Source organism: Bacillus sp. BSL6 (assembly GCF_052928345.1).
The window spans coordinates 743,479-763,500 of the sequence record NZ_JAVGCW010000001.1; the positions used below are offsets into that span (position 1 = coordinate 743,479).

The window sequence follows — 20,022 nt, forward strand, 5'->3', positions numbered from 1 at the left end:
GTGGATTATATATATGCATTTCTTGTAGGAGGCGCTATTTGTGTAGTTGGGCAAGTATTGTTAGATTTCGCAAAGTTAACACCAGCCCATTTAATGGCTACCTTTGTAGTGATAGGAGCGGTTTTAGATGGATTCGGATTGTACGATAAGCTTATAAAGTTTGCTGGTGCTGGGGCGACAGTTCCTATTACAAGTTTTGGACATTCCCTATTACACGGGGCAATGCATGCTGCAGAGAAACACGGATATATAGGGATTGGTATGGGTATGTTTAGTTTAACGTCTGCAGGTATTTCAGCAGCAATATTATTTTCATTTTTTATAGCACTTATATGTAAACCGAAAGGATAAATCAAATGAGACGAAGGGTTGTTTTGGTCACAGATGGAGATGAATATGCAAAGCGAACAATTGAGCTTTTAACGAAGGAATTTGGGGGAAGGTGTATTTCAGCATCACAAAGTAATCCAACCAAATTGACAGGGAAGAAAGTTGTTGAGCTTATTATGCAAACGCCATATGACCCTGTATTTGTCATGTTTGATGACAGTGGATTTATTGGAGAAGGATCTGGTGAAAAAGCTTTAAAATATGTAGCCACGCATAAACAAATTGATGTACTTGGGATTTTGGCAGTAGCGTCTAATACACACCATTGGGAATGGGCACGTGTAGATGTAAGTGTAGATCGGAACGGGAATTTAACGGAATATGGTGTTGATAAATTTGGACTTCCAGATGGTGAAATTGGCAGAATTAGCGGAGATACAATTTATTGTTTAGATGATTTGAATGTTCCCGTCATTGTTGGTGTTGGTGATATTGGTAAGATGTGTGGAAACGATGAATGGGAGAGAGGCTCACCAATTACGAAAAAAGCAATTCAGTTAATTTTGGAAAGGAGTGGATTTTATGACGAAGCCTAAAAAAATAGATATTCCGATTTCAACTTTCATAAGTGACAATGAAAATTATTTAAAACAAACGGCTGGATTAGGCGTCACATTTGATGTTGGTATTCGTAAATTTCAAATTTTGAATAAAGAAATTGCAGTGTTATTCGTAAATGGACTTTGTGATACAAATTATATTATTCCTATTTTAGAAGAAGCTGTGGATACGAATGAAATAAGGGATGTTGAAGAAGATACTGTAAAGCTTTTAGAGAATCGTTTAATTCATCAGCAAGTAAGTAAAGTGAAAACGATGGATGAAGTAATGCTTCAAGCGTTATCAGGGCTTATTGTTATATTTGTGGAAGGCGAAACAGAAGCGTTCGTGATAGATGTTCGTAGCTATCCAGGACGAACACCGACAGAGCCAGATACTGAAAAAGTAGTACGCGGTGCGAGGGATGGATTTGTTGAAAATATCGTTGTAAATACAGCGTTAATTCGTAGAAGAATTCGAGATCCACGTCTTCGAAATGAAATTATTCGAGTAGGGGATAGATCGCAAACGGATATTTGTATTACATATGTACAAGATGTTGCAAATCCAGATTTAGTAAAGATTATAAAACAAGAATTAAATAACATCGATGTCGATGGCATTACGATGGCGGATAAAACAGTGGAAGAATTTGTTGTAAAGCAAAGCTATAATCCATTCCCGCTTATTCGATATACAGAAAGACCGGATGTAGCAGCTAATCATTTATTAGAAGGACATGTTCTAGTACTAGTTGATACATCACCGAGTGCTATGATTACGCCAACAACATATTTTCATCATTTACAGCATGCAGAAGAGTTTAGACAAAATCCAGCTGTCGGAACATTTTTACGTTGGGTACGTTTTTTAGGTGTTTTATTCTCCTTGTTTTTATTACCATTTTGGTTAGTGTTTGTATTTGACCCAACTCTTTTACCAGAAAATCTTGCTTTTATTGGACCGACTAAGATGACACATTTACCAATTTTATTACAGGTGATAATGGCAGAAGTAGGACTTGAATTTTTAAGGATGGCAGCCATTCATACTCCAACGCCGTTATCGTCAGCAGCAGGATTAATTTCTGCCATATTAATTGGTCAAATAGCAATCGATGTAGGTTTGTTTGTACCAGAAGTTATTTTGTATGTAGCAGTTTCTATGATCGGTGCTTATGCAACACCGAGCTATGAATTAGGGCTAGGGAATAAGGTTGGAAAATTATTTGTTATTATTTTAACAGGTCTCTTCCATGAGATGGGCTTTGTAATTGGTATGACGATATTGATTTTATTTTTAACGTCTATAAAAAGTTTGCAAACCCCTTATTTATGGCCGTTTTTACCATTTGATTGGGGCGCATTAACAAAAATTCTACTCCGTCCGACGATGTCTAGTTTAAAAGTACGACCAAGTATTGTAAGACCTCAAAATGTAAAAAGACAAAAATAAACGGGATTATACACCCGTTTATTTTTTTAGCAAAAATTTATTGTTTTTTAACAAAAATCAAACATTTTTTGTGTACACTTAGAGTAGATATTGTGTATGGAAGGGGAAGAGGACATGATTAAATTATTTGTAAGTGATTTAGACGACACGCTCGTTTACAATGTAAATCATATGCAAAAAGAAGATGAACGTGCAATTTGTTGGTTAGCTGAAAAAGGGACAAATATTTGTTTTGCCTCAGGCCGCTTTACTCATCGAATTGATGAAGTCGTAAATAGGTTTGAATTCCCATATTACACAACTGGCTTAAATGGAGCGACAATGTTACTTCCGGATGGGAATTTATTTTATGAATCGAGTTTTGAAAATACGGTTGCCCAGGAAATATATCGATATATACATAAAAAAGGACTAGCGGATATTGTTTGTGCAAATGAGCAGCGATATACAAAAAGGAAGAATGAACATCACCATAATTTTGAAGCGTATATGGGCGTGCATATCGCTGAAATTGAAGCGTTAGAAGAGGAATTTGGTAAAACTGTACATCCTGCGAAATTGTTTGTTTTTGGGGAAGAAGAGACAATTGAAGCATTAGATCAAGAATTACGAGATACATTTCAGAACGAAGCGGAAGTTTTTATGTCTGGTAAACGCTATGTTGACATTATGCCAAGGGGAGTAAGTAAAGGGAGTGCTTTAAGACGACTAATGGAACATTTGCAAATTGAAGCAAATGAAGTTGCATGCATTGGAGATTCTTTTAATGATATTTCTATGTTTGAAGTAACCCCGCATTCATTTACTCTGCACCATGCTCATCCATATGTGAAGGAGAAAGCGAATCATATTGTTCGTTCGGTTGAAGAAGCTATTATGAAATTGCCGTTACTTGTATAAAAAAGAAGCTCGCTACTAGCGAGCTTCTTTTTACTTGAATAACGATTTAACAAAATCAATGATACTTGAGAAGAAATCTTTCACTTTATCTAGGAAACTTTGCCCTTCTTCAGATCCTAAAAAGGCAGAAACGTGTTCTTTTGCTTTATTTAACTGACTGCCAACTTGATTCCAATCAATGTTAAGATTTTTCATTTTATCAAATAGAGCAACTAAGTTATCTAACTGTTCATCCGTTAATGTAATACCAAGTTGATCCGCAATTTTTTTAATTAATGAACGTAAATCTTCAGTCGTTTTTGGCTGCTCTTTGGCAATTTCTTCTTTAATTTTCGCAACAAGTTGAACTGCTTTTTCTTCACCAATTTTATCGCCGAGCTGGGATGTTTGCACCATTTCTTCATTGGCTACTTTTTTTACTTCCTCAGGAATTGCTTTGTTTGATGTTGTTTCATAGGCTTTCATTAAACCAGTTAAAGCAGCAGTTCCAGAAACTTTAAATGGTGCAGTAATTTGAATTTCTGCATCTTTCACACCTGCTGTAATAAGTGCGTTTGTGTACATTGCATCTGTTATTGAATTAATGTTTTTTGAACGTACAATGAGACCAGAACCTGGCTTTGTGTATGTGATCATAGAAGAGGAAATTGCTCTCGTACCAATTTGCGCTTTTGGAACAATCCCTTCTAGAAATTTATGTTCTTCCGCATTAGACACAGTAATAATTGTAGCATCTTTTGGTGCTTTCATTTCTTTTAACAGATCTTGTTTTTGTTGTTCAGACAAGTTTTCTCCTAGTGTAACAATTGATTCTCCTTCGATGATGTCTGCAAACGAAGCTGTTGGCATAATAAATACTGCTACAGCTAATAGCAGAGCTAGTAATTTCGTTTTCACGAAAAATCGCTCCCTTTCTCTTTCTAAAATTTTCGGGCAACACAGTTATTATAGTATATATTTCTTATTTGTCACCTAGCTTTTTCCACATTTCAAAAAAGAAGTATGTAGATTGTCGGATTCTTTTTGTTTCTAGTCATGAATGTGGTAATATAGTGCTGAGATAGTTGAAAGGAGACATATACGTATGAAAACTTTAGGATACATAGTAATGGAAAATGGTGAAAAAATCGATTTGGAATTTTTCCCAGAAGAGGCACCAAAAACAGTAGAAAACTTTAAAAAACTAGCAGAGCAAGGATTTTATGATGGTGTGACATTCCACCGCGTTATTCCTGGCTTCGTAAGCCAAGGTGGAGACCCAACAGGAACAGGTGCGGGTGGCCCAGGTTACTCTATCCCATGTGAAACTGATGGAAATCCTCATAGACACCTTGTAGGATCACTTTCTATGGCTCATGCTGGCCGTAACACAGGCGGTAGCCAATTCTTTATCGTTCATGAGCCACAGCCACACTTAGATGGTGTACATACTGTATTCGGTAAAGTAACAAGCGGTATTGAAACAGTATTAAACATGCGTCAAGGTGATGTAATGAAAGAAGTTAAAGTTTGGGAAGAATAAGTGAATGAGAAAAGAGAGCTATTGCTCTCTTTTTTTAATAGGAATGGGTATTTCGTTTACGGTACATGATACAAGTAGTAATGTGATTGTAGTGAAATAAGTCGCTTATGAGAACAAAATATTAACAAATTACATAGAATACATTAGATTACACATTTTAATAAAAGTTGTTTATTACATTCATTTTGCTAGAATTCATCTGCTCTAAGGTGATGAATAGTGAAGTGATAATGAGCGGTGGATGTTTCTTTTCACTTTCATATAACAGTGTTTCTTCTTTTATCTACTTAACAAAAATAGTAATGAAACGTATATTTGACTTTCTTCTTTTCGCTTTGTATGATTATCAAGTTGTTTTAAGCTCTTCTCACTCTGTTGAAAATATTGTAAAATGAATGTGATATGAAAAGAGTGATTGAGGGGATTTAATAGTTTGTAACTTTTGTAAGAAGGGATAAGGGTTATGTTAATTCGTTTTAAAAAAAGTTATGAAAAGATTGCAATGGGGCTTCTTTCATTTATGCCAACTGAAAAAGATGTGAAAACATTACAATTGACTATGAAAGATTATGAAGCAAAGGATGATTGGCAATTGTATTTGTGGAAACAAAACGAAGATTTTGTTGGGATAATGGGGATTGTAAAAAAAGAGAATCAAGTTTTGGAAATTCAGCATTTGAGTGTGAATCCATCTCACCGTCATATGGGTATTGGGACGAAGATGGTTCAAGAGTTAAAGAGTAAATTTCTTGAATTTACAATTTGCGGAAATGAGCAAACAGCAAGTTTTTGCAAAAAGTGTAAAGGGCTTGAACAAAATATACATTCGTGAAAGCAGAGATAAGTAGTTTATTATCTCTGCTTTCTTTTTTGTAATTGTTCGTTTCGTTCAGCGATGACTTCTGTTCGATCACGTAATGTGTGCTTATGTATTATAAATTCATTAGAAGTAGCATTCACGTCTTTCCAAGGAAGGTTTTGTTTCTGACATAATTCTATGCAGTACTTTTCTAATGTTGTATCCGCCAATGGTAAAAATAACGGTGTAAAACTTTCTTCTTTCTGGATAGATTGCAATTTATCTTTGAGTAAGAACAGAAGTTGTGCCTCATCTATTCCTAAACGAAGTAAATGTGCACTGTTTTTTTCTAAAATCGTTATGGCGCTTTTCATCATCTTCTCTGCGCCATTCCAGTTAGAGCGTCTGTGATGGTATAAAGAAACTGCAATTTGAATGAGGCCGACTAAATAATGATCCCGATTTCCTCTCGGTTTTGTTTTCCAATATTCTTCCAGTATTTCGTGGCATTCAAAATAATCATAATCTCCGTGAAAATGAATTAAAAACTGTATGTATTCCGTAGGATACATTTTCTTCGCCCCTATCTAACGGTTATAAGTATAAGTTTATCATAGAAATATGAACAATAAACGACTAGGGAATTTCTCCCTAGTCGTTTATTGTTCATATTAGCAGAAGCAAGCCGCCCCTACAATAATTAGTAAAATAAACAATACAACAAGTAATGCGAACCCACCGCTAAAACCACAATCAACGTGACCCATAGTTTTTTGACCTCCTACATTGTTCTTACTACACTGTTATCATATGAAGTGGTGGGCATGATGACATAGGCATCGGTCTATTTTTAATTAAATTTCTTAAAAAGGTTGGATAGAACATGAGTATGCTCTATACTTATGTTGTTATAGAAAAAATGTGGTGGGATGCTTTGTGCAGTATAATTTTAAAGTAGAGGCTTTTGAAGGGCCTTTAGATTTATTGTTACATTTAATACATCGTTATGAAATTGATATATATAATATTCCTGTAGCGGAAATTACAGAGCAATATTTATCTTATGTTCATACGATGAAAGAACTACAATTAGATGTTGCAAGTGAGTATTTAGTAATGGCTGCAACGTTATTACAAATTAAAAGTAAAATGTTGTTGCCGAAACATGAAGAAGATGTACTTGATAACGGTGATGACTTTATAGATGATCCTCGTCAGGAATTGATGGAGAGATTAATTGAATATAAGAAATATAAGCAAGTTGCTACTGAACTAAAAGAAAGAGAACAAGAAAGAGCACAGCTATATACACGTCCGCCAATTGATTTTACATCGTTGCAACAAGAAGAGGAGACAAGCTTGCCTCTTGATGTTACGTTATATGATATGCTAGCGGCATTTCAAAAATTAATGCGCCGTAAAAAAGCAAAGAAACCTGTGACAACACGTATTACTCGTCAAGAAATACCAATTGAACAGCGTATGACGGATATTTTAAAGCAGTTAGAAATACAAGGTGGTCGTCAAAGTTTTTATGATTTGTTTGTTGATGATGAACGGGAAATAATGGTTGTAACATTTTTAGCGGTTCTTGAGCTTATGAAAAATCAACAAATCGTAATTGAACAAGAACATAATTTTGATGAAATTTTCGTATCAAGCTATACTAAATCTGCATAGAGTTAGTATGGAAAATGGGATAGAAATAGTATATCTCATGCTAGGTTTGAATGTATCGTTTGGAACAAGAGAAAAAATATTGAACCGAACGCATTGATTGTGATTCGGTTTTTTGATGTGTATTTTTATGGAGAAAATAGGAGGAAGGAGCTCGTAAGATGGATAGAACAGAACAGAAATCAATCATTGAAGGGCTTTTATTTGTTTCTGGTGATGAAGGGATTTATCCTGAACAAATAGCAAAAGTCCTTGAAATTGAAGGAAACGAAGTAATCGATATTTTAGAAGAAATGCAAAAAGAATGTGAAGGTGCACACCGCGGTTTGCAAATTGTACAGTATGCAAAAGTGTATCGTTTTGCTACAAAGAAAGAACATGCGTCGTACTATCAAAAACTAATAGATATCCCAACAGCTGCTTCACTCTCTCAGGCCGCTCTAGAAACGTTAGCGATTGTTGCATATCGTCAACCAATTACAAGAACTGAAATGGAAGAGATTAGAGGGGTAAAAACCGATAAGGCGTTACAAACGTTAGTATCACACTTACTTATAAAAGAAATGGGAAGAGCAGAAGGACCTGGGCGTCCGATTTTATATGGAACGACGAAAGAATTTTTGGACACGTTTGGATTAAAAACATTAGATGATTTACCTCCGCTTTCTGAAGAAAACGAACAAATGAATGAAGCGGATTTATTCTTCGGTTCTTTACAAGAGATATCGAAATAAAAGCTTAGCATTTTGCTAAGCTTTTTTTGTATATCAATTATATACCGTGCCATACTAATTGAAAAAAGGAGACGAGTTATGAGAGGTATACGAAGTGTTTTATTATTAGTTTCTGTTTTGTTATGCTTTTCTTTAAATAGTGCATCGGCAAAAAGGTATATGATGTCTATTCATACTGCGTCTCCTTTACATATGCAGCGGCAACATTTTGGTAAAATGAAAGTGAGTTTCTTAAAAGTTGGACAAGGTGATGCAACACTTATTACATTGCCAAATGGACAAACGATGTTAATTGATGGAGGGCCTTATGAAGCTGGTGAGGTTATTATCCAAAAGCTAATTGAAAAAGGAATTAACCATTTAGATGCTATCGTCAGTACTCATCCTGATATGGATCACATTGGGGGACTCATTCCAATTGTAGAGCAAATGCCAGTATCACTTATATTAGATAGTGGAAAAACATATAGTTCTCTTACTTATCATACGTATCGAAATCATATAAAGAAAAGGGGAATCCCTTTCATTTCAGTAAAAGAGGGCCAATACATACCGCTAGATCCGCATGTTTCCATACAAGTATTAAACAATGGGAAGTCCAAAGATGAAAATAATGAATCTTCAATTGTATTAAAGATTCGGTATGGTAAGGCAGATTTTTTACTAATGGGTGATGCTGATGTGCGGACGGAAACGGAAATATTAAAGCGATTTGATGTACATGCAGATGTGTTAAAGGTGGGACATCATGGCTCGTACACTTCAACAAGTGAAAGGTTTATAAAGAAGGTAGAACCACAGTTCGCGATTCTTTCTTATGGTAGCAGAAATCCGTATGGACATCCGCATCAAAGTGTAGTGAGACGATTAAAACAGCATGGTATAATGATGTATGGAACAAATAAGCGTACAGTAGAAATGGAAACAGACGGCGAACATATTACAATTGGGTCTAGCGGATTAATGCCATTACTTAAGTGATTCATACAATAGATGATATTGTTCCTTTTTGGAAAAAATGAATAACATATATTATAATTGCGAGAGACGTACTAAGTTTCCTTTTTGTTAAACAAAGAGGAAATTTCATTAGAATGTATAGACAACTACTCGTGCATATATTAAGATGGAATTAGGCGAATAAGGTAATAATAACAAGTAGGTATTTCATGGGAAAGGATCGATGAAAATGAAAACGCAAGTTGTCATCAATGCCAAAATTTATACAGGTCAAGAAGTAGTGGAAAACGGATTTATTCGTTACGCAGAAACAATTAAAGAAATTGGTTTGATGGCTCAATATGTATCACAAGAAAATGAAGCGGTTTTAGATGCGGCAGGGAAAATTGTGATTCCAGGTATGATTGATGTTCATATTCATGGTGGATACGATATTGATGCGATGGATGCAAATAGCGATGGGTTAGTAACTCTAGGTAAAGAAATGTTAAAAGAAGGAGTTACAACTTACTTCCCAACAACAATGACACAAGCTCCAGAAGCAATCGAAGCAGCACTACATGCTGCGAAGGAAGCGAAAGAAAAAGGAGCGCATTTCGAATATATTCACTTAGAAGGACCGTATGTTTCAAAAAAACGTGCAGGTGCACAACCACTTGAACATATTGTTCCTGCGAATATTGAACAATTTAAACAATGGCAGGAAGCAAGCGGAAATTTAATTAAATTAGTAACATATGCACCTGAAGAAGAAGGTGCGTTAGAGTTTGAGCAGTATCTTGCTGAAACTGGTGTTGTCGGCACAATGGGGCATACAGATGCAATTGATGCGCAACTAAAAAACAGAAACATTACACATGCAACGCATTTATACAATCAAATGCGTGGATTACATCACCGTGAACCAGGAGTTGTTGGTCATGTGTTATTAAATCCAGATGTAATGGTTGAAGTAATTACAGATGGTATTCACATTCACCCGGATATGGTGAAATTAGCATATAAATTAAAAGGACCGAAAAAAGTAAGTGTTATTACTGATGCAATGCGTGCAAAAGGTCTTGAAGATGGATTATATGAGCTTGGCGGACAGCCAGTACATGTAAAAGATGGTAGTGCTCGATTAGAAGATGGAACGTTAGCTGGTAGTATTCTAAAAATGGATCAAGCTTTCCGAAATGTAATTGAATTTACAGGTTGTTCAATCGAAGATGCAGTACTAATGACATCAGTGAACCAAGCAGAAGAGTTTGGATTAAATAATAAAGGTGCATTAGCGGTAGGAAAAGATGCAGACTTTGTTGTGATGAATGAAGATTTACATGTATATGATACGGTTCGTTTAGGAATTCATATGAAGGAAGGGAAGTAATGAAATGAATATTCTTGTTGTAAAAACTCCAGAAGAACTAGCAGAAGCAGGTTATAAATTAATTGAAGAGGTTGTAAAAACAAAAGAAAATCCAACATTAGGAATGGCTACAGGAAGCTCTCCATTAGGTATTTATGCAGAAATGCGAAAAAATAAACTTGATACAAGCCGTGTAACCACTGTAAACTTAGATGAGTACGTAAATTTACCACATGAAGATAAAAACAGCTATCACTATTTCATGCAAGAACAGTTGTTTGATCATCTTCCATTTAAACAAACTTATGTACCAAACGGGATGGCAAGTGATTTAGAGGAAGAGTGCAAACGTTACGAGGGCATTCTAGCTGCTAACCCAGTTGACCTACAGATTCTTGGAATCGGTGAAAACGGTCACATCGGATTTAACGAACCAGGAACACCGTTTAATTCTCCAACAAACATTGTTGAATTAACAGAATCTACACGCCAAGCAAACCTTCGCTTCTTCGAAAAAGAAGAAGATGTGCCAACTCATGCAATTACAATGGGAATTGGAAGCATTATGAAAGCGAAACAAATTCTACTTGTTGCTATGGGTTCTAAAAAGGCAGAAGCTGTTAAAGAATTATTGCAAGGTGCATATAGTGAAGCGTGTCCTGCTACAGTTTTACAACGTCATCCGAATGTAACCGTAATCGCTGATCAAGAAGCTCTATCTTTATGCAGTGAGGCGATTGCTGATGAACATCGACAAGTATTCACCATTTCCGATCTATTATCAGATTCAAGAGTGGGTGAAACAGCTAATTGAGGACGGCGAATGGAAGCCGGGAGATAAAATCCCATCTGAGAATGAACTTTGCGATAAGTTCGAAGTAAGTCGTATGACAATCAGACAGGCGATTAATAATTTAGTGGAACAAGGTTATTTATATCGGAAACGTGGAATCGGTACGTTTGTCCAACTTCCGAAAGTGGAACAAAAACTGCAAGGAATGACAGGATTCACGGAAGATATGATTTCTCGTGGGATGAACCCAAGTAGTCAATTATTAAGTTTCCGCCTAGTTCCAGCTACTGCGAAAATAGCAGACCGGCTGAGAATACAGGAGGGAGAGTCGGTTTATGAAGTGAGGCGTATTCGCTTAGCTGACGATGAACCGATTGCTTTTGAGACGACATATTTGTCGCCAGCTCTTGTAAAAGATATTAACGAAGAAATATTGCAACAATCTTTATATGAACATTTAGAGAAAAAACTGGGCTTCAAACTTGTTAGCGCTACTCAATCAATTGAAGCTTCAATTGCAACGGATAATGAAGCGGAACATCTGCATATTCCTAAAAAGGCGCCAGTGCTTGTCATGCGTCAATGGTCATATTCAGAAGGTGAAGTACCGTTAGAGTATGTGAAATGTATTTATCGTGGAGATCGTTATAAGTTTATTACAAACATCGCACGTAACAAATAATATATTTCAGTTTGTGAAGTACAGTAAATGTCAAATTGTTTAACATGTAAAGAAAAAATACGACTCATCCTTACAAGGAGTGAGTCGTATTTTTATTATGAGCAATTACGTGGTTAACAGCATCTTTAACTGTATTTACTACATAGTGAGCGTGTTCTTTTACTGCGTCATCTGCTTGAGCCATAGCAAAACTGTGAGGAGTTAAAGCAAACATTGGAATATCATTATAAGAATCCCCTATGCAAGCAACTTCCTCTGGTTGTAATTGAAACTCTTTTAATAAAACAGAAATAGCAGAACCTTTACTAATATTAGGTGGCATTACATCTAAACATTGTTCTGCTGAAATGAACGTACTAACTTTTCCATGAAATTTTTCATCAATTTTTTTCTGAAGGAGTTGTAAGCTCTCCTTTGTTCCACCGACAGAAATTTTATTCGGGAAAATTGTATCATCTATTTTCTGTAATAAATTTGGTTCTTCGACAGAAGTCATCGTTACTTGTTGCTCAAGTTCGTGAATAAACGGTGTTTTTTCTTCAATGTAGTAATTATGTTCATCACTAACATAACGGAAATAAGGATCTTCATTCGTCATGTGTAACAATTCAGGAAGAATGCTGGAATCAAAAGTTGCAGATAATAGCTGCTTATTTTCATTTGTATATACAAAAACACCATTCACACTAATGCGGTGGAAATTTGTATTTACAGCTTTCATTAAGTCTGCAATTTCATTATCAAGTCGGCCAGAAGCGAAACAAAGAATCACATTTTGTTCAGCAAGACTACGAAGTGCTACAATATCCTGTTCGTCAATTAAACCTCCGTGTTGCATCATTGTACCGTCGATATCACTTACAAACATTTTAATCATGTTGTTATCTCCTTTCTATGTACAGTTGCTCTTACATTATACGCATCATATATAAACATGTCTAAAAAATGAATTTTTATGAAATGGTAGATGTTTTACATTGACGACAAAGAAGAATATTCTGTAACATAAAAGCAGGCTATTTAAGTACGAGGGTGGTGTTATATGAGTAATTATCTAGAAATTAAAAAAGTTTTAAATAATAATGTCATCATTGCTAGCCATCCTGAACATGAGGAAGTAGTAGTGATTGGTAAAGGAATTGGATTTGGAAAAAAAGCGAAAGATGTATTGGAGCAAGAACAAATTGAAAAAATGTTTGTTCTAAAAAATGAACGTGATCGTGAACAATACAAACTGCTAGTTCCACATGTGAGTGAAAAATTAATTGAATTAATGAATGATATTATGTTCTATATTCAAGAAAAAGCAAAATCTCCATTGAATGAACATATTCATATCGCTTTAACAGATCATATTTCTTTTGCAATTAAGCGTTTAAAACAAGGGTTTACAATTGATAATCCTTTTTTAGTTGAAACGAAAATGCTCTATCCAGAGGAATATAAAATTGCTGAAGGTGTTGTAAACCTTTTAAATTCTCGTTTGCAAATTACATTGCCAGAAGGAGAAATCGGGTTTATTGCACTCCATATTTACAGTTCACTTACAAATTCAGATTTATCTTCAGTTAATCAAAACTCCCGTCTCATTGCACAGCTTGTATCTTTAATTGAGACGAACTTACAAATTACATTAGACCAAGAAAGTATTCACTATTTACGCCTTATTCGTCATCTTCAATATGCTATTGAGAGGGTGAAAAAAGGAGAAAAAGTAGAGGAATCGCAAAGTTTTGCTGATTTATTAAAGGCGGAATATCCTGTCTGTTATAATTTAGCTTGGAAGTTAGTTAAGGTTATGCAAAAAGAATTGCAACTTCCTGTTTATGAAGCAGAGAGTATATATTTAACGATGCACCTGCAGCGCTTAGTGAAGGCAGAGCATGTGTAAAAAGACATATATTTTTGTCGAAAATGAAAACGTTAAAAAAAATCATTGAATCGCTTACAATAGTTATGTATAATAACTATTGCAAAGTTATACAAATTTCGACAAACACATTAAGGGATAAAACGAAAACGTTTGCCTTAATTATAGTGAACTTATACGTAAACCTATTTTTGACACGTGTTACTGATTCGATCAGGCATGAGTGGAGAAAAGTAAGGAATGTAAGCTAGAGAAAGGGATATACTACCCTTTGTATAGCTATCGTTCTATCTTTTTTTCCTCATGCCTTTTTGGCGTTTGTCGGAAGGTATCAATATAGATAAGAGAGGAAGGGTTTCCATGTTTAAGAAGATCTTTGGTGTTCTTCAAAAAGTCGGAAAAGCGCTTATGCTTCCAGTAGCGATTTTACCGGCAGCAGGTATTTTACTTGGATTTGGTAATGCATTTCAAAATCCACAGTTAACAAATGTTATTCCTGCTTTAAAAGCAGATTGGTTCGTAATGGTAGCAAAAATTATGGAACAATCTGGTGATATTATTTTCGCTAACCTTGCATTACTATTCGCAGTTGGGGTAGCAATTGGCTTAGCTGGTGGAGACGGAGTAGCTGGTTTAGCAGCATTCGTTGGCTACTTAATTATGAACAAAACGATGAGTGTGTTCTTAGAAGTAGATAAGCTAGTGAAAGTAACAAGTTCTGGAGCAGACCCAGTAAAAATTGGATTTGCAGATCCGGCGTATGCAAACGTATTAGGAATTCCAACGCTACAAACTGGAGTGTTTGGTGGTATTATCGTCGGGATAGTAGCGGCATATTGCTATAATAAATACTTCAACATTGAATTACCATCATACTTAGGTTTCTTTGCAGGTAAGCGTTTCGTACCGATCGCAACTGCAACATTCTCTTTAATAGTAGGTATTATCATGTGCTTCGTTTGGCCATACATTCAAGGTGGCTTAAACACGTTCTCACATCAAATGATTGATGCAAATAGAACGTTAGCAGCATTTATTTTCGGTTTAATTGAACGTTCATTAATTCCATTTGGATTACATCACATTTTCTATTCACCGTTCTGGTTCGAATTCGGTCAGTATACAAATGCGGCTGGCGAATTAATTCGTGGTGACCAAAAAATCTTTATGGCACAGTTAAAAGACGGTGTAGAATTAACAGCAGGTACATTTACAACTGGTAAGTATCCGTTCATGATGTTCGGTCTTCCAGCAGCAGCTTTAGCAATGTACCATGAAGCACGTCCAGAAAATAAAAAATTAGCAGCTGGTATTTTAGGTTCTGCTGCATTAACATCTTTCTTAACAGGTATTACAGAGCCACTTGAATTTTCATTCTTATTCGTAGCACCAGTATTATTCGGAATTCACGCTGTATTCGCTGGTCTATCATTTATGACAATGCAAATTTTAGGTGTTAAAATTGGTATGACATTCTCTGGTGGTTTAATCGACTTCCTATTATTCGGTGTACTACCAGGCCGTACGGCATGGTGGTGGGTAATTATTGTTGGTCTTGTACTAGCGGTTATTTACTACTTCGGATTCCGATTTGCAATCCGTAAATGGGATTTAAAAACACCTGGCCGTGAAGTTGCAAATGCGAATGAAGGTGCAGGAAAAGCAGAAGCTGGTGAACTTCCTCGTGAAGTATTAGTAGCACTTGGTGGTAAAGAAAACATTGCTTCTTTAGACGCTTGTATTACTCGTTTACGTGTTCAAGTTAACGAACAAAAGAATGTAAATAAAGATCGCTTGAAAGAACTTGGAGCAGCTGGTGTACTTGAAGTTGGAAATAACATTCAAGCTATTTTTGGACCGAAATCTGACACATTAAAATCACAAATTCATGATATTATGTCAGGTCGTACACCTCATGTTGAAAAAGCAGAGCCTGTAAAAGTAGAAGAAGCTCCTCAAAAAGTTGATGAAAACGAAACAATCGTTTCACCAATTGAAGGGAAAATCCTACCAATTACAGAGGTACCGGATCAAGTATTCTCAGGAAAAATGATGGGAGATGGATTTGCAATTGAGCCAACAGAAGGAACAGTAGTTTCTCCAGTTAATGGTGAAATTGTCAACGTATTCCCTACAAAGCATGCAATTGGTATTCAATCTGAAGGTGGAAAAGAAATTTTAATCCACTTCGGTATTGATACTGTAAAATTAAATGGTGAAGGTTTTGAAGCACTTGTAGCGCAAGGTGACAAAGTGAAACAAGGACAACCATTATTAAAAGTAGATCTTGCATTTGTAAAAGAAAATGCACCATCTATAATTACACCAATTGTATTTACGAATTTACAACAAGGGCAGCAAGTCGAATTGAAAAAAGATGGAAATGTTAAGAAGGGCGAAAACGCTATTATTGACATTCAGTAGGAATTTGACGCAAAATGTTTATAATTATAATAGGTGATGTGGTTGACCGAACATCGCCTATTATATACAATAGATGATGTAGTACTCACGTCTATACAACTAAAAAAATACTGTAATTTAAAGGAGATAAATTATCATGGAAAAAATCTTTAAAGTAACTAGCGACTCAGGAATTCATGCTCGTCCAGCAACTCTACTTGTAAACACTGCAAGCAAATTTGGTTCTGACATTAACTTAGAGTATAACGGAAAGAACGTTAACTTAAAATCAATCATGGGCGTTATGTCTTTAGGTATTCAACAAGGCGCGGAAATTAAAATCACTGCAAATGGTGATGATGCAGCTCAAGCACTAGCAGCTATCGAAGAAACTATGAAAAACGAAGGATTAGGAGAATAATGACTCTTAACATTCAAGGGATCGCTGCATCAAGTGGGATTGCTATTGCAAAGGCTTTCAGACTTGAAAATCCTGAATTTAACATCGAAAAGAAATCAATTACAAACGAAGCTGCAGAAATTGCACGCTTAGAAGCTGCGCTTGAGAAAGCAAAAACTGAATTAGAAGCAATTAAGGACCACGCTTTTGCTGAGCTAGGTGCTGACAAAGCTGCGATCTTTGAAGCACATTTATTAGTGTTAAATGATCCAGAACTAGTAAACCCAGTAAAAGATAAAGTAAATAGCGAAAAAGTAAATGCTGAATTTGCAATGGATGAAGTTGCATCAATGTTTATTTCTATGTTTGAAAACATGGATAACGAATATATGAAAGAACGTGCTGCGGACATCCGTGACGTAACAAAACGTGTTCTTGCACATTTACTAGGCATTAACTTCTCAAATCCAGGTACAATTTCTGAAGAAGTAATCATTATTGCTGAAGATTTAACACCATCTGATACAGCGCAGTTAAACCGTAAGTATGCAAAAGGTTTTACAACTGATATCGGTGGACGTACATCTCACTCTGCAATTATGGCTCGTTCTATGGAAATTCCAGCTGTTGTTGGTACAAAAGTTGTTATGGAGAAAATCCAAAACGGCGATATCGTAATCATCGATGGTTTAGATGGAGAAGTAATTGTTAATCCATCAGAAGAAACTCTTCGCTCGTTTGAAGAAAAGAAAGCGAAATTTGAAGAGCAAAAAGCTGAATGGGCAAAACTAAAAGACCAAGCTACTGTAACAAGTGATGGACATCACGTTGAGCTTGTTGCAAATATCGGAACACCAAATGATGTACAAGGTATTATCGATAATGGCGGAGAAGGCGTTGGTTTATACCGTACAGAATTCTTATACATGGGCCGTGACAATCTTCCAACAGAAGAAGAGCAGTTCGAAGCATATAAAGCAGTTCTTGAAGGTGTAAAAGAAGGTCAACCTGTTGTTGTTCGTACACTTGACATCGGTGGAGATAAAGAGCTTCCATACTTACATTTACCAAAAGAAATGAACCCATTCTTAGGATACCGTGCAATTCGCTTATGTCTTGATGAGCAAGATGTGTTCCGTACACAACTTCGTGCATTACTTCGTGCTAGCGTATACGGTAACTTAAAAATTATGTTCCCAATGATTGCAACTCTTGATGAGTTCCGTCAAGCGAAAGCGATCTTATTAGAAGAGAAAGCAAAACTTGTAGAAGCGGGTACAACTGTTTCTGATTCTATTGAAGTTGGTATGATGGTTGAAATCCCAGCTTCAGCAGTATTAGCAGATCAATTCGCAAAAGAAGTTGATTTCTTCTCTATCGGAACAAACGACTTAATTCAATACACAATGGCTGCAGACCGTATGAACGAACAAGTATCTTACTTATACCAACCATATAACCCATCTATTTTACGTCTTGTAAAAATGGTTATCGATGCTGCTCATAAAGAAGGCAAATGGGCTGGTATGTGTGGTGAGATGGCGGGCGATTCACTTGCTATCCCATTATTATTAGGATTAGGTTTAGATGAGTTCAGTATGAGTGCAACATCTATTCTTCCTGCAAGAACACAACTAAGCAAGTTGTCAAAAGCAGAAATGGAAACATTAGCAGAAAAAGCATTAATGATGTCAACTGCTGAAGAAGTTGTTGAACTAGTTAAAAGCATATAATCAATAAAAAAACCTGAGTCGATTTGAAATCGGTCTCAGGTTTTTTCTATGAGAAAAGTAAATCTTATTTTCTTACTATAGAGGATAAGGAACAGAATTAGATAGCGATAGCAACGATATCAGTTGGGCAGACACGTAAAATACCAGTAAAAGTATTACGGTTTTGATTGTGCTTATCATCTTTGTTGTTATCTTTATTGTCTTTGTCATTGTTATTACGAGCTAAAGCAGAGAAAAGAGCAACACCGTTAGCGAAACCTTCAAAAATTACATTGTTGAAAGTGCCGTTACCTCTAATGCTTAAAAGAGAAAGCTCTGTTCCAACTGAAATGCTAGCAAGTACGTTACATACAGCTGGTTGTTGTGGTCTAACTACTTCTTTCTCTTTCTCTTTCTCATGATGTCTGCACTCTCTTTCATGATGATGACAGTCTCTAAAGTTATCACAGCATCCAAATGATCCAAACATAATCCTCATCACCCCCTTCACACTTATAATCTATGTAAGTTCGGTAGTGAGTGACTGGACAGAGAGTGGAATTTTTTCTAGGGGATTTTCTCATTTTAAATGACTAGCTGGGTGTTTATTACGGAATGATGTTTAAAATAGGATAGATATCACAAAAAAGTGTAAAGACCACCGAAATGAATGAAATAGGTAGCCTTTACACTTTTTTGCTTTTATATAAAACGATGATATATACAGGAAGAGCTAAGAGTAGCGGTACAATGGATCGTGCAGTATGTTTTTCTGATTCTAATTGGAATGCTTCTTCTTTTGGAAATTGTAATACTGAAATATTTGCAGCATCGCCAATAAAATATAGAAGCAGTACAGTTACTATGTAACATAAAAGTGCAATAAAGCTTCCGTATGAACTCAATGAAAATCCCTCTCTTGTTATCTATTTGTTATCATTGTATCATAATTGTAACAAAAAAACACGATTATATTTCGATGTTTTAACAAGATTCGACACGAAACGTCATTTTTGTGTATGAAAACAGCATAAAATTTAATGTTTTTTTATATGTAGTTGTCGAATAATACATTGTAATATTACGGATGTGTGACAGAACATAAAAAAACGAAGGTAATGAAATTACCTTCGTTTTTTATTATTTTGCCCATTCACTTACTTGTTCTACGCTCATTCGTGGTGCAGGATGGCCTTTTAAAGTTGATTCCCCAATTGTAATAAGCATAATTGGTACGTAGCGAGATGAAACATTGAATTCTTCTGTAAGTGCTTGTGGGTTGAAACCACCAATCGCACAAGTATCCCAGCCAGTTGCTTTAGCTGCAAGCATAAGTTGCATTGCTGCTAAAGATGCATTTGAAAAGGCTGCATCTCTTGGGAATTGCTCACGAGCATATGCAGACTCAATATTTTTAGCTAAGCGTTCTTTTGCTTCTTCTTTCATAAATCCTTGTTCTACAATTGGACCATAAACGGGTTCAACGTTTTTATAAGCTTCTAAATCACCTAAAATAGCGACTACAGCAGAAGCATCAAGAATTTGTTGTTGGTTATAAGCAATTGGATGTAATCGTTTCTGTACATCTTCACCTTGGAATACAAGGAATTTCCAATGCTGTAAATTCCAAGCGGAAGGTGCTTGAGCAGCTCCCTTTAAAATCTCGTGTAACTCTGTAGATGAAATTTCTTTCTCTGGGTTGAATGCACGTGTAGATGTGCGTTCATATAAAACATTAAAAAAGTTTTCGTTTGTCATTATATATCCTCCAAATTACATATCAAATTATGAAAAAAATACATGTAATATATTCTACTTACATTTTGTAAGTTAT

General features: G+C 35.7%; 24 protein-coding genes. 17 read left to right on the plus strand and 7 right to left on the minus strand.

What is annotated here, in order from left to right; all coding sequences use genetic code 11:
- The 4 genes from spoVAE to RCJ96_RS04195 all read left to right on the plus strand — a co-directional run bounded on the left by spoVAE (position 1) and on the right by RCJ96_RS04195 (position 3,285).
- Complete coding sequence (gene spoVAE, locus RCJ96_RS04180) at positions 1–351, plus strand: stage V sporulation protein AE (RefSeq protein WP_000384636.1); 351 nt, start codon at positions 1–3, stop codon at positions 349–351.
- A 5-nt stretch (positions 352–356) separates the two neighbouring features.
- The gene (locus RCJ96_RS04185) at positions 357–926 is read left to right on the plus strand and encodes a stage V sporulation protein AE (protein ID WP_001254415.1); all 570 of its coding nucleotides are present in this window, start codon (positions 357–359) and stop codon (positions 924–926) included.
- Positions 913–2,385 (plus strand): spore germination protein SpoVAF, encoded by a 1,473-nt coding sequence (gene spoVAF, locus RCJ96_RS04190; RefSeq protein WP_000165582.1) that lies wholly within the window; start codon positions 913–915, stop codon positions 2,383–2,385. Before RCJ96_RS04185 ends, spoVAF begins: the two co-directional genes overlap by 14 nt.
- Positions 2,386–2,481: 96 nt before the next feature.
- Complete coding sequence (locus RCJ96_RS04195; protein WP_002022291.1) at positions 2,482–3,285, plus strand: Cof-type HAD-IIB family hydrolase; 804 nt, start codon at positions 2,482–2,484, stop codon at positions 3,283–3,285.
- 30 nt (positions 3,286–3,315) lie between these two features.
- Here RCJ96_RS04195 and RCJ96_RS04200 read toward each other — a convergent pair whose 3' ends face one another.
- A complete protein-coding gene (locus RCJ96_RS04200; RefSeq protein WP_000850502.1) occupies positions 3,316–4,182 on the minus strand; it encodes a DUF1002 domain-containing protein in 867 nt (288 codons plus the stop codon).
- Positions 4,183–4,369: 187 nt separating this feature from the next.
- On the opposite strand from RCJ96_RS04200, the gene RCJ96_RS04205 reads away from it, so the two are divergent.
- The 3 genes from RCJ96_RS04205 to ribT all read left to right on the plus strand — a co-directional run bounded on the left by RCJ96_RS04205 (position 4,370) and on the right by ribT (position 5,639).
- On the plus strand, positions 4,370–4,807 hold the full coding sequence (locus tag RCJ96_RS04205; protein WP_000853792.1) for a peptidylprolyl isomerase: 438 nt from the start codon (positions 4,370–4,372) through the stop codon (positions 4,805–4,807).
- 212 nt (positions 4,808–5,019) lie between these two features.
- Entirely contained in the window at positions 5,020–5,202 is a 183-nt protein-coding gene (locus RCJ96_RS04210) for a hypothetical protein (RefSeq protein ID WP_041184137.1), read from the plus strand.
- A 68-nt stretch (positions 5,203–5,270) separates the two neighbouring features.
- Positions 5,271–5,639: a GNAT family N-acetyltransferase RibT gene (gene ribT, locus RCJ96_RS04215; protein ID WP_000908397.1), complete on the plus strand. Its 369-nt coding sequence runs from the start codon at positions 5,271–5,273 to the stop codon at positions 5,637–5,639.
- Positions 5,640–5,659: 20 nt separating this feature from the next.
- Here the strand turns inward: ribT and RCJ96_RS04220 are convergent, their stop codons facing one another.
- Together RCJ96_RS04220 and RCJ96_RS04225 are read right to left on the minus strand one after the other, a co-directional pair.
- Positions 5,660–6,178: a DUF309 domain-containing protein gene (locus RCJ96_RS04220; RefSeq protein ID WP_316150463.1), complete on the minus strand. Its 519-nt coding sequence runs from the start codon at positions 6,176–6,178 to the stop codon at positions 5,660–5,662.
- Between the two features lie 99 nt (positions 6,179–6,277).
- Complete coding sequence (locus tag RCJ96_RS04225) at positions 6,278–6,373, minus strand: YjcZ family sporulation protein (protein WP_000510194.1); 96 nt, start codon at positions 6,371–6,373, stop codon at positions 6,278–6,280.
- A gap of 169 nt (positions 6,374–6,542) precedes the next feature.
- Here RCJ96_RS04225 and scpA point away from each other — a divergent pair, with 169 nt between their 5' ends.
- The 6 genes from scpA to phnF all read left to right on the plus strand — a co-directional run bounded on the left by scpA (position 6,543) and on the right by phnF (position 11,803).
- Positions 6,543–7,286, plus strand: a complete 744-nt coding sequence (gene scpA / locus RCJ96_RS04230) for a segregation/condensation protein A (RefSeq protein ID WP_001199762.1) — start codon at positions 6,543–6,545, stop codon at positions 7,284–7,286.
- Between the two features lie 158 nt (positions 7,287–7,444).
- Complete coding sequence (gene scpB, locus RCJ96_RS04235) at positions 7,445–8,017, plus strand: segregation/condensation protein ScpB (protein ID WP_000376224.1); 573 nt, start codon at positions 7,445–7,447, stop codon at positions 8,015–8,017.
- A 78-nt stretch (positions 8,018–8,095) separates the two neighbouring features.
- Positions 8,096–8,998 (plus strand): ComEC/Rec2 family competence protein, encoded by a 903-nt coding sequence (locus RCJ96_RS04240; RefSeq protein WP_074606890.1) that lies wholly within the window; start codon positions 8,096–8,098, stop codon positions 8,996–8,998.
- 208 nt (positions 8,999–9,206) lie between these two features.
- The gene (gene nagA / locus RCJ96_RS04245; protein WP_016086448.1) at positions 9,207–10,349 is read left to right on the plus strand and encodes an N-acetylglucosamine-6-phosphate deacetylase; all 1,143 of its coding nucleotides are present in this window, start codon (positions 9,207–9,209) and stop codon (positions 10,347–10,349) included.
- A gap of 4 nt (positions 10,350–10,353) precedes the next feature.
- On the plus strand, positions 10,354–11,142 hold the full coding sequence (gene nagB / locus RCJ96_RS04250) for a glucosamine-6-phosphate deaminase (RefSeq protein ID WP_001024206.1): 789 nt from the start codon (positions 10,354–10,356) through the stop codon (positions 11,140–11,142).
- The gene (phnF, locus tag RCJ96_RS04255; RefSeq protein WP_002194085.1) at positions 11,072–11,803 is read left to right on the plus strand and encodes a phosphonate metabolism transcriptional regulator PhnF; all 732 of its coding nucleotides are present in this window, start codon (positions 11,072–11,074) and stop codon (positions 11,801–11,803) included. The genes nagB and phnF overlap by 71 nt, the downstream gene beginning before the upstream one ends.
- Before the next feature lie 70 nt (positions 11,804–11,873).
- On the opposite strand, the gene RCJ96_RS04260 is transcribed toward phnF, so the two are convergent.
- On the minus strand, positions 11,874–12,680 hold the full coding sequence (locus RCJ96_RS04260) for a Cof-type HAD-IIB family hydrolase (RefSeq protein WP_000594235.1): 807 nt from the start codon (positions 12,678–12,680) through the stop codon (positions 11,874–11,876).
- A 165-nt stretch (positions 12,681–12,845) separates the two neighbouring features.
- Here RCJ96_RS04260 and glcT point away from each other — a divergent pair, with 165 nt between their 5' ends.
- From glcT to ptsP, 4 genes are all read left to right on the plus strand, one after another.
- Positions 12,846–13,694, plus strand: a complete 849-nt coding sequence (gene glcT / locus RCJ96_RS04265) for a glucose PTS transporter transcription antiterminator GlcT (protein WP_000073863.1) — start codon at positions 12,846–12,848, stop codon at positions 13,692–13,694.
- Positions 13,695–14,033: 339 nt separating this feature from the next.
- A complete protein-coding gene (ptsG, locus tag RCJ96_RS04270) occupies positions 14,034–16,097 on the plus strand; it encodes a PTS glucose transporter subunit IIABC (protein ID WP_044793864.1) in 2,064 nt (687 codons plus the stop codon).
- Between the two features lie 136 nt (positions 16,098–16,233).
- Positions 16,234–16,497, plus strand: a complete 264-nt coding sequence (ptsH, locus tag RCJ96_RS04275; RefSeq protein ID WP_000411079.1) for a phosphocarrier protein HPr — start codon at positions 16,234–16,236, stop codon at positions 16,495–16,497.
- A complete protein-coding gene (ptsP, locus tag RCJ96_RS04280; RefSeq protein ID WP_000174221.1) occupies positions 16,497–18,209 on the plus strand; it encodes a phosphoenolpyruvate--protein phosphotransferase in 1,713 nt (570 codons plus the stop codon). Before ptsH ends, ptsP begins: the two co-directional genes overlap by 1 nt.
- Positions 18,210–18,306: 97 nt before the next feature.
- Here ptsP and RCJ96_RS04285 read toward each other — a convergent pair whose 3' ends face one another.
- From RCJ96_RS04285 to RCJ96_RS04295, 3 genes are all read right to left on the minus strand, one after another.
- Positions 18,307–18,678 (minus strand): DUF3915 domain-containing protein, encoded by a 372-nt coding sequence (locus RCJ96_RS04285; RefSeq protein WP_000468012.1) that lies wholly within the window; start codon positions 18,676–18,678, stop codon positions 18,307–18,309.
- A gap of 196 nt (positions 18,679–18,874) precedes the next feature.
- Complete coding sequence (locus tag RCJ96_RS04290; RefSeq protein ID WP_000100487.1) at positions 18,875–19,093, minus strand: hypothetical protein; 219 nt, start codon at positions 19,091–19,093, stop codon at positions 18,875–18,877.
- Between the two features lie 235 nt (positions 19,094–19,328).
- Positions 19,329–19,946, minus strand: coding sequence for a nitroreductase family protein (locus RCJ96_RS04295; protein WP_000180604.1), 618 nt, complete (start codon positions 19,944–19,946; stop codon positions 19,329–19,331).
- Positions 19,947–20,022: the final 76 nt, after the last annotated feature.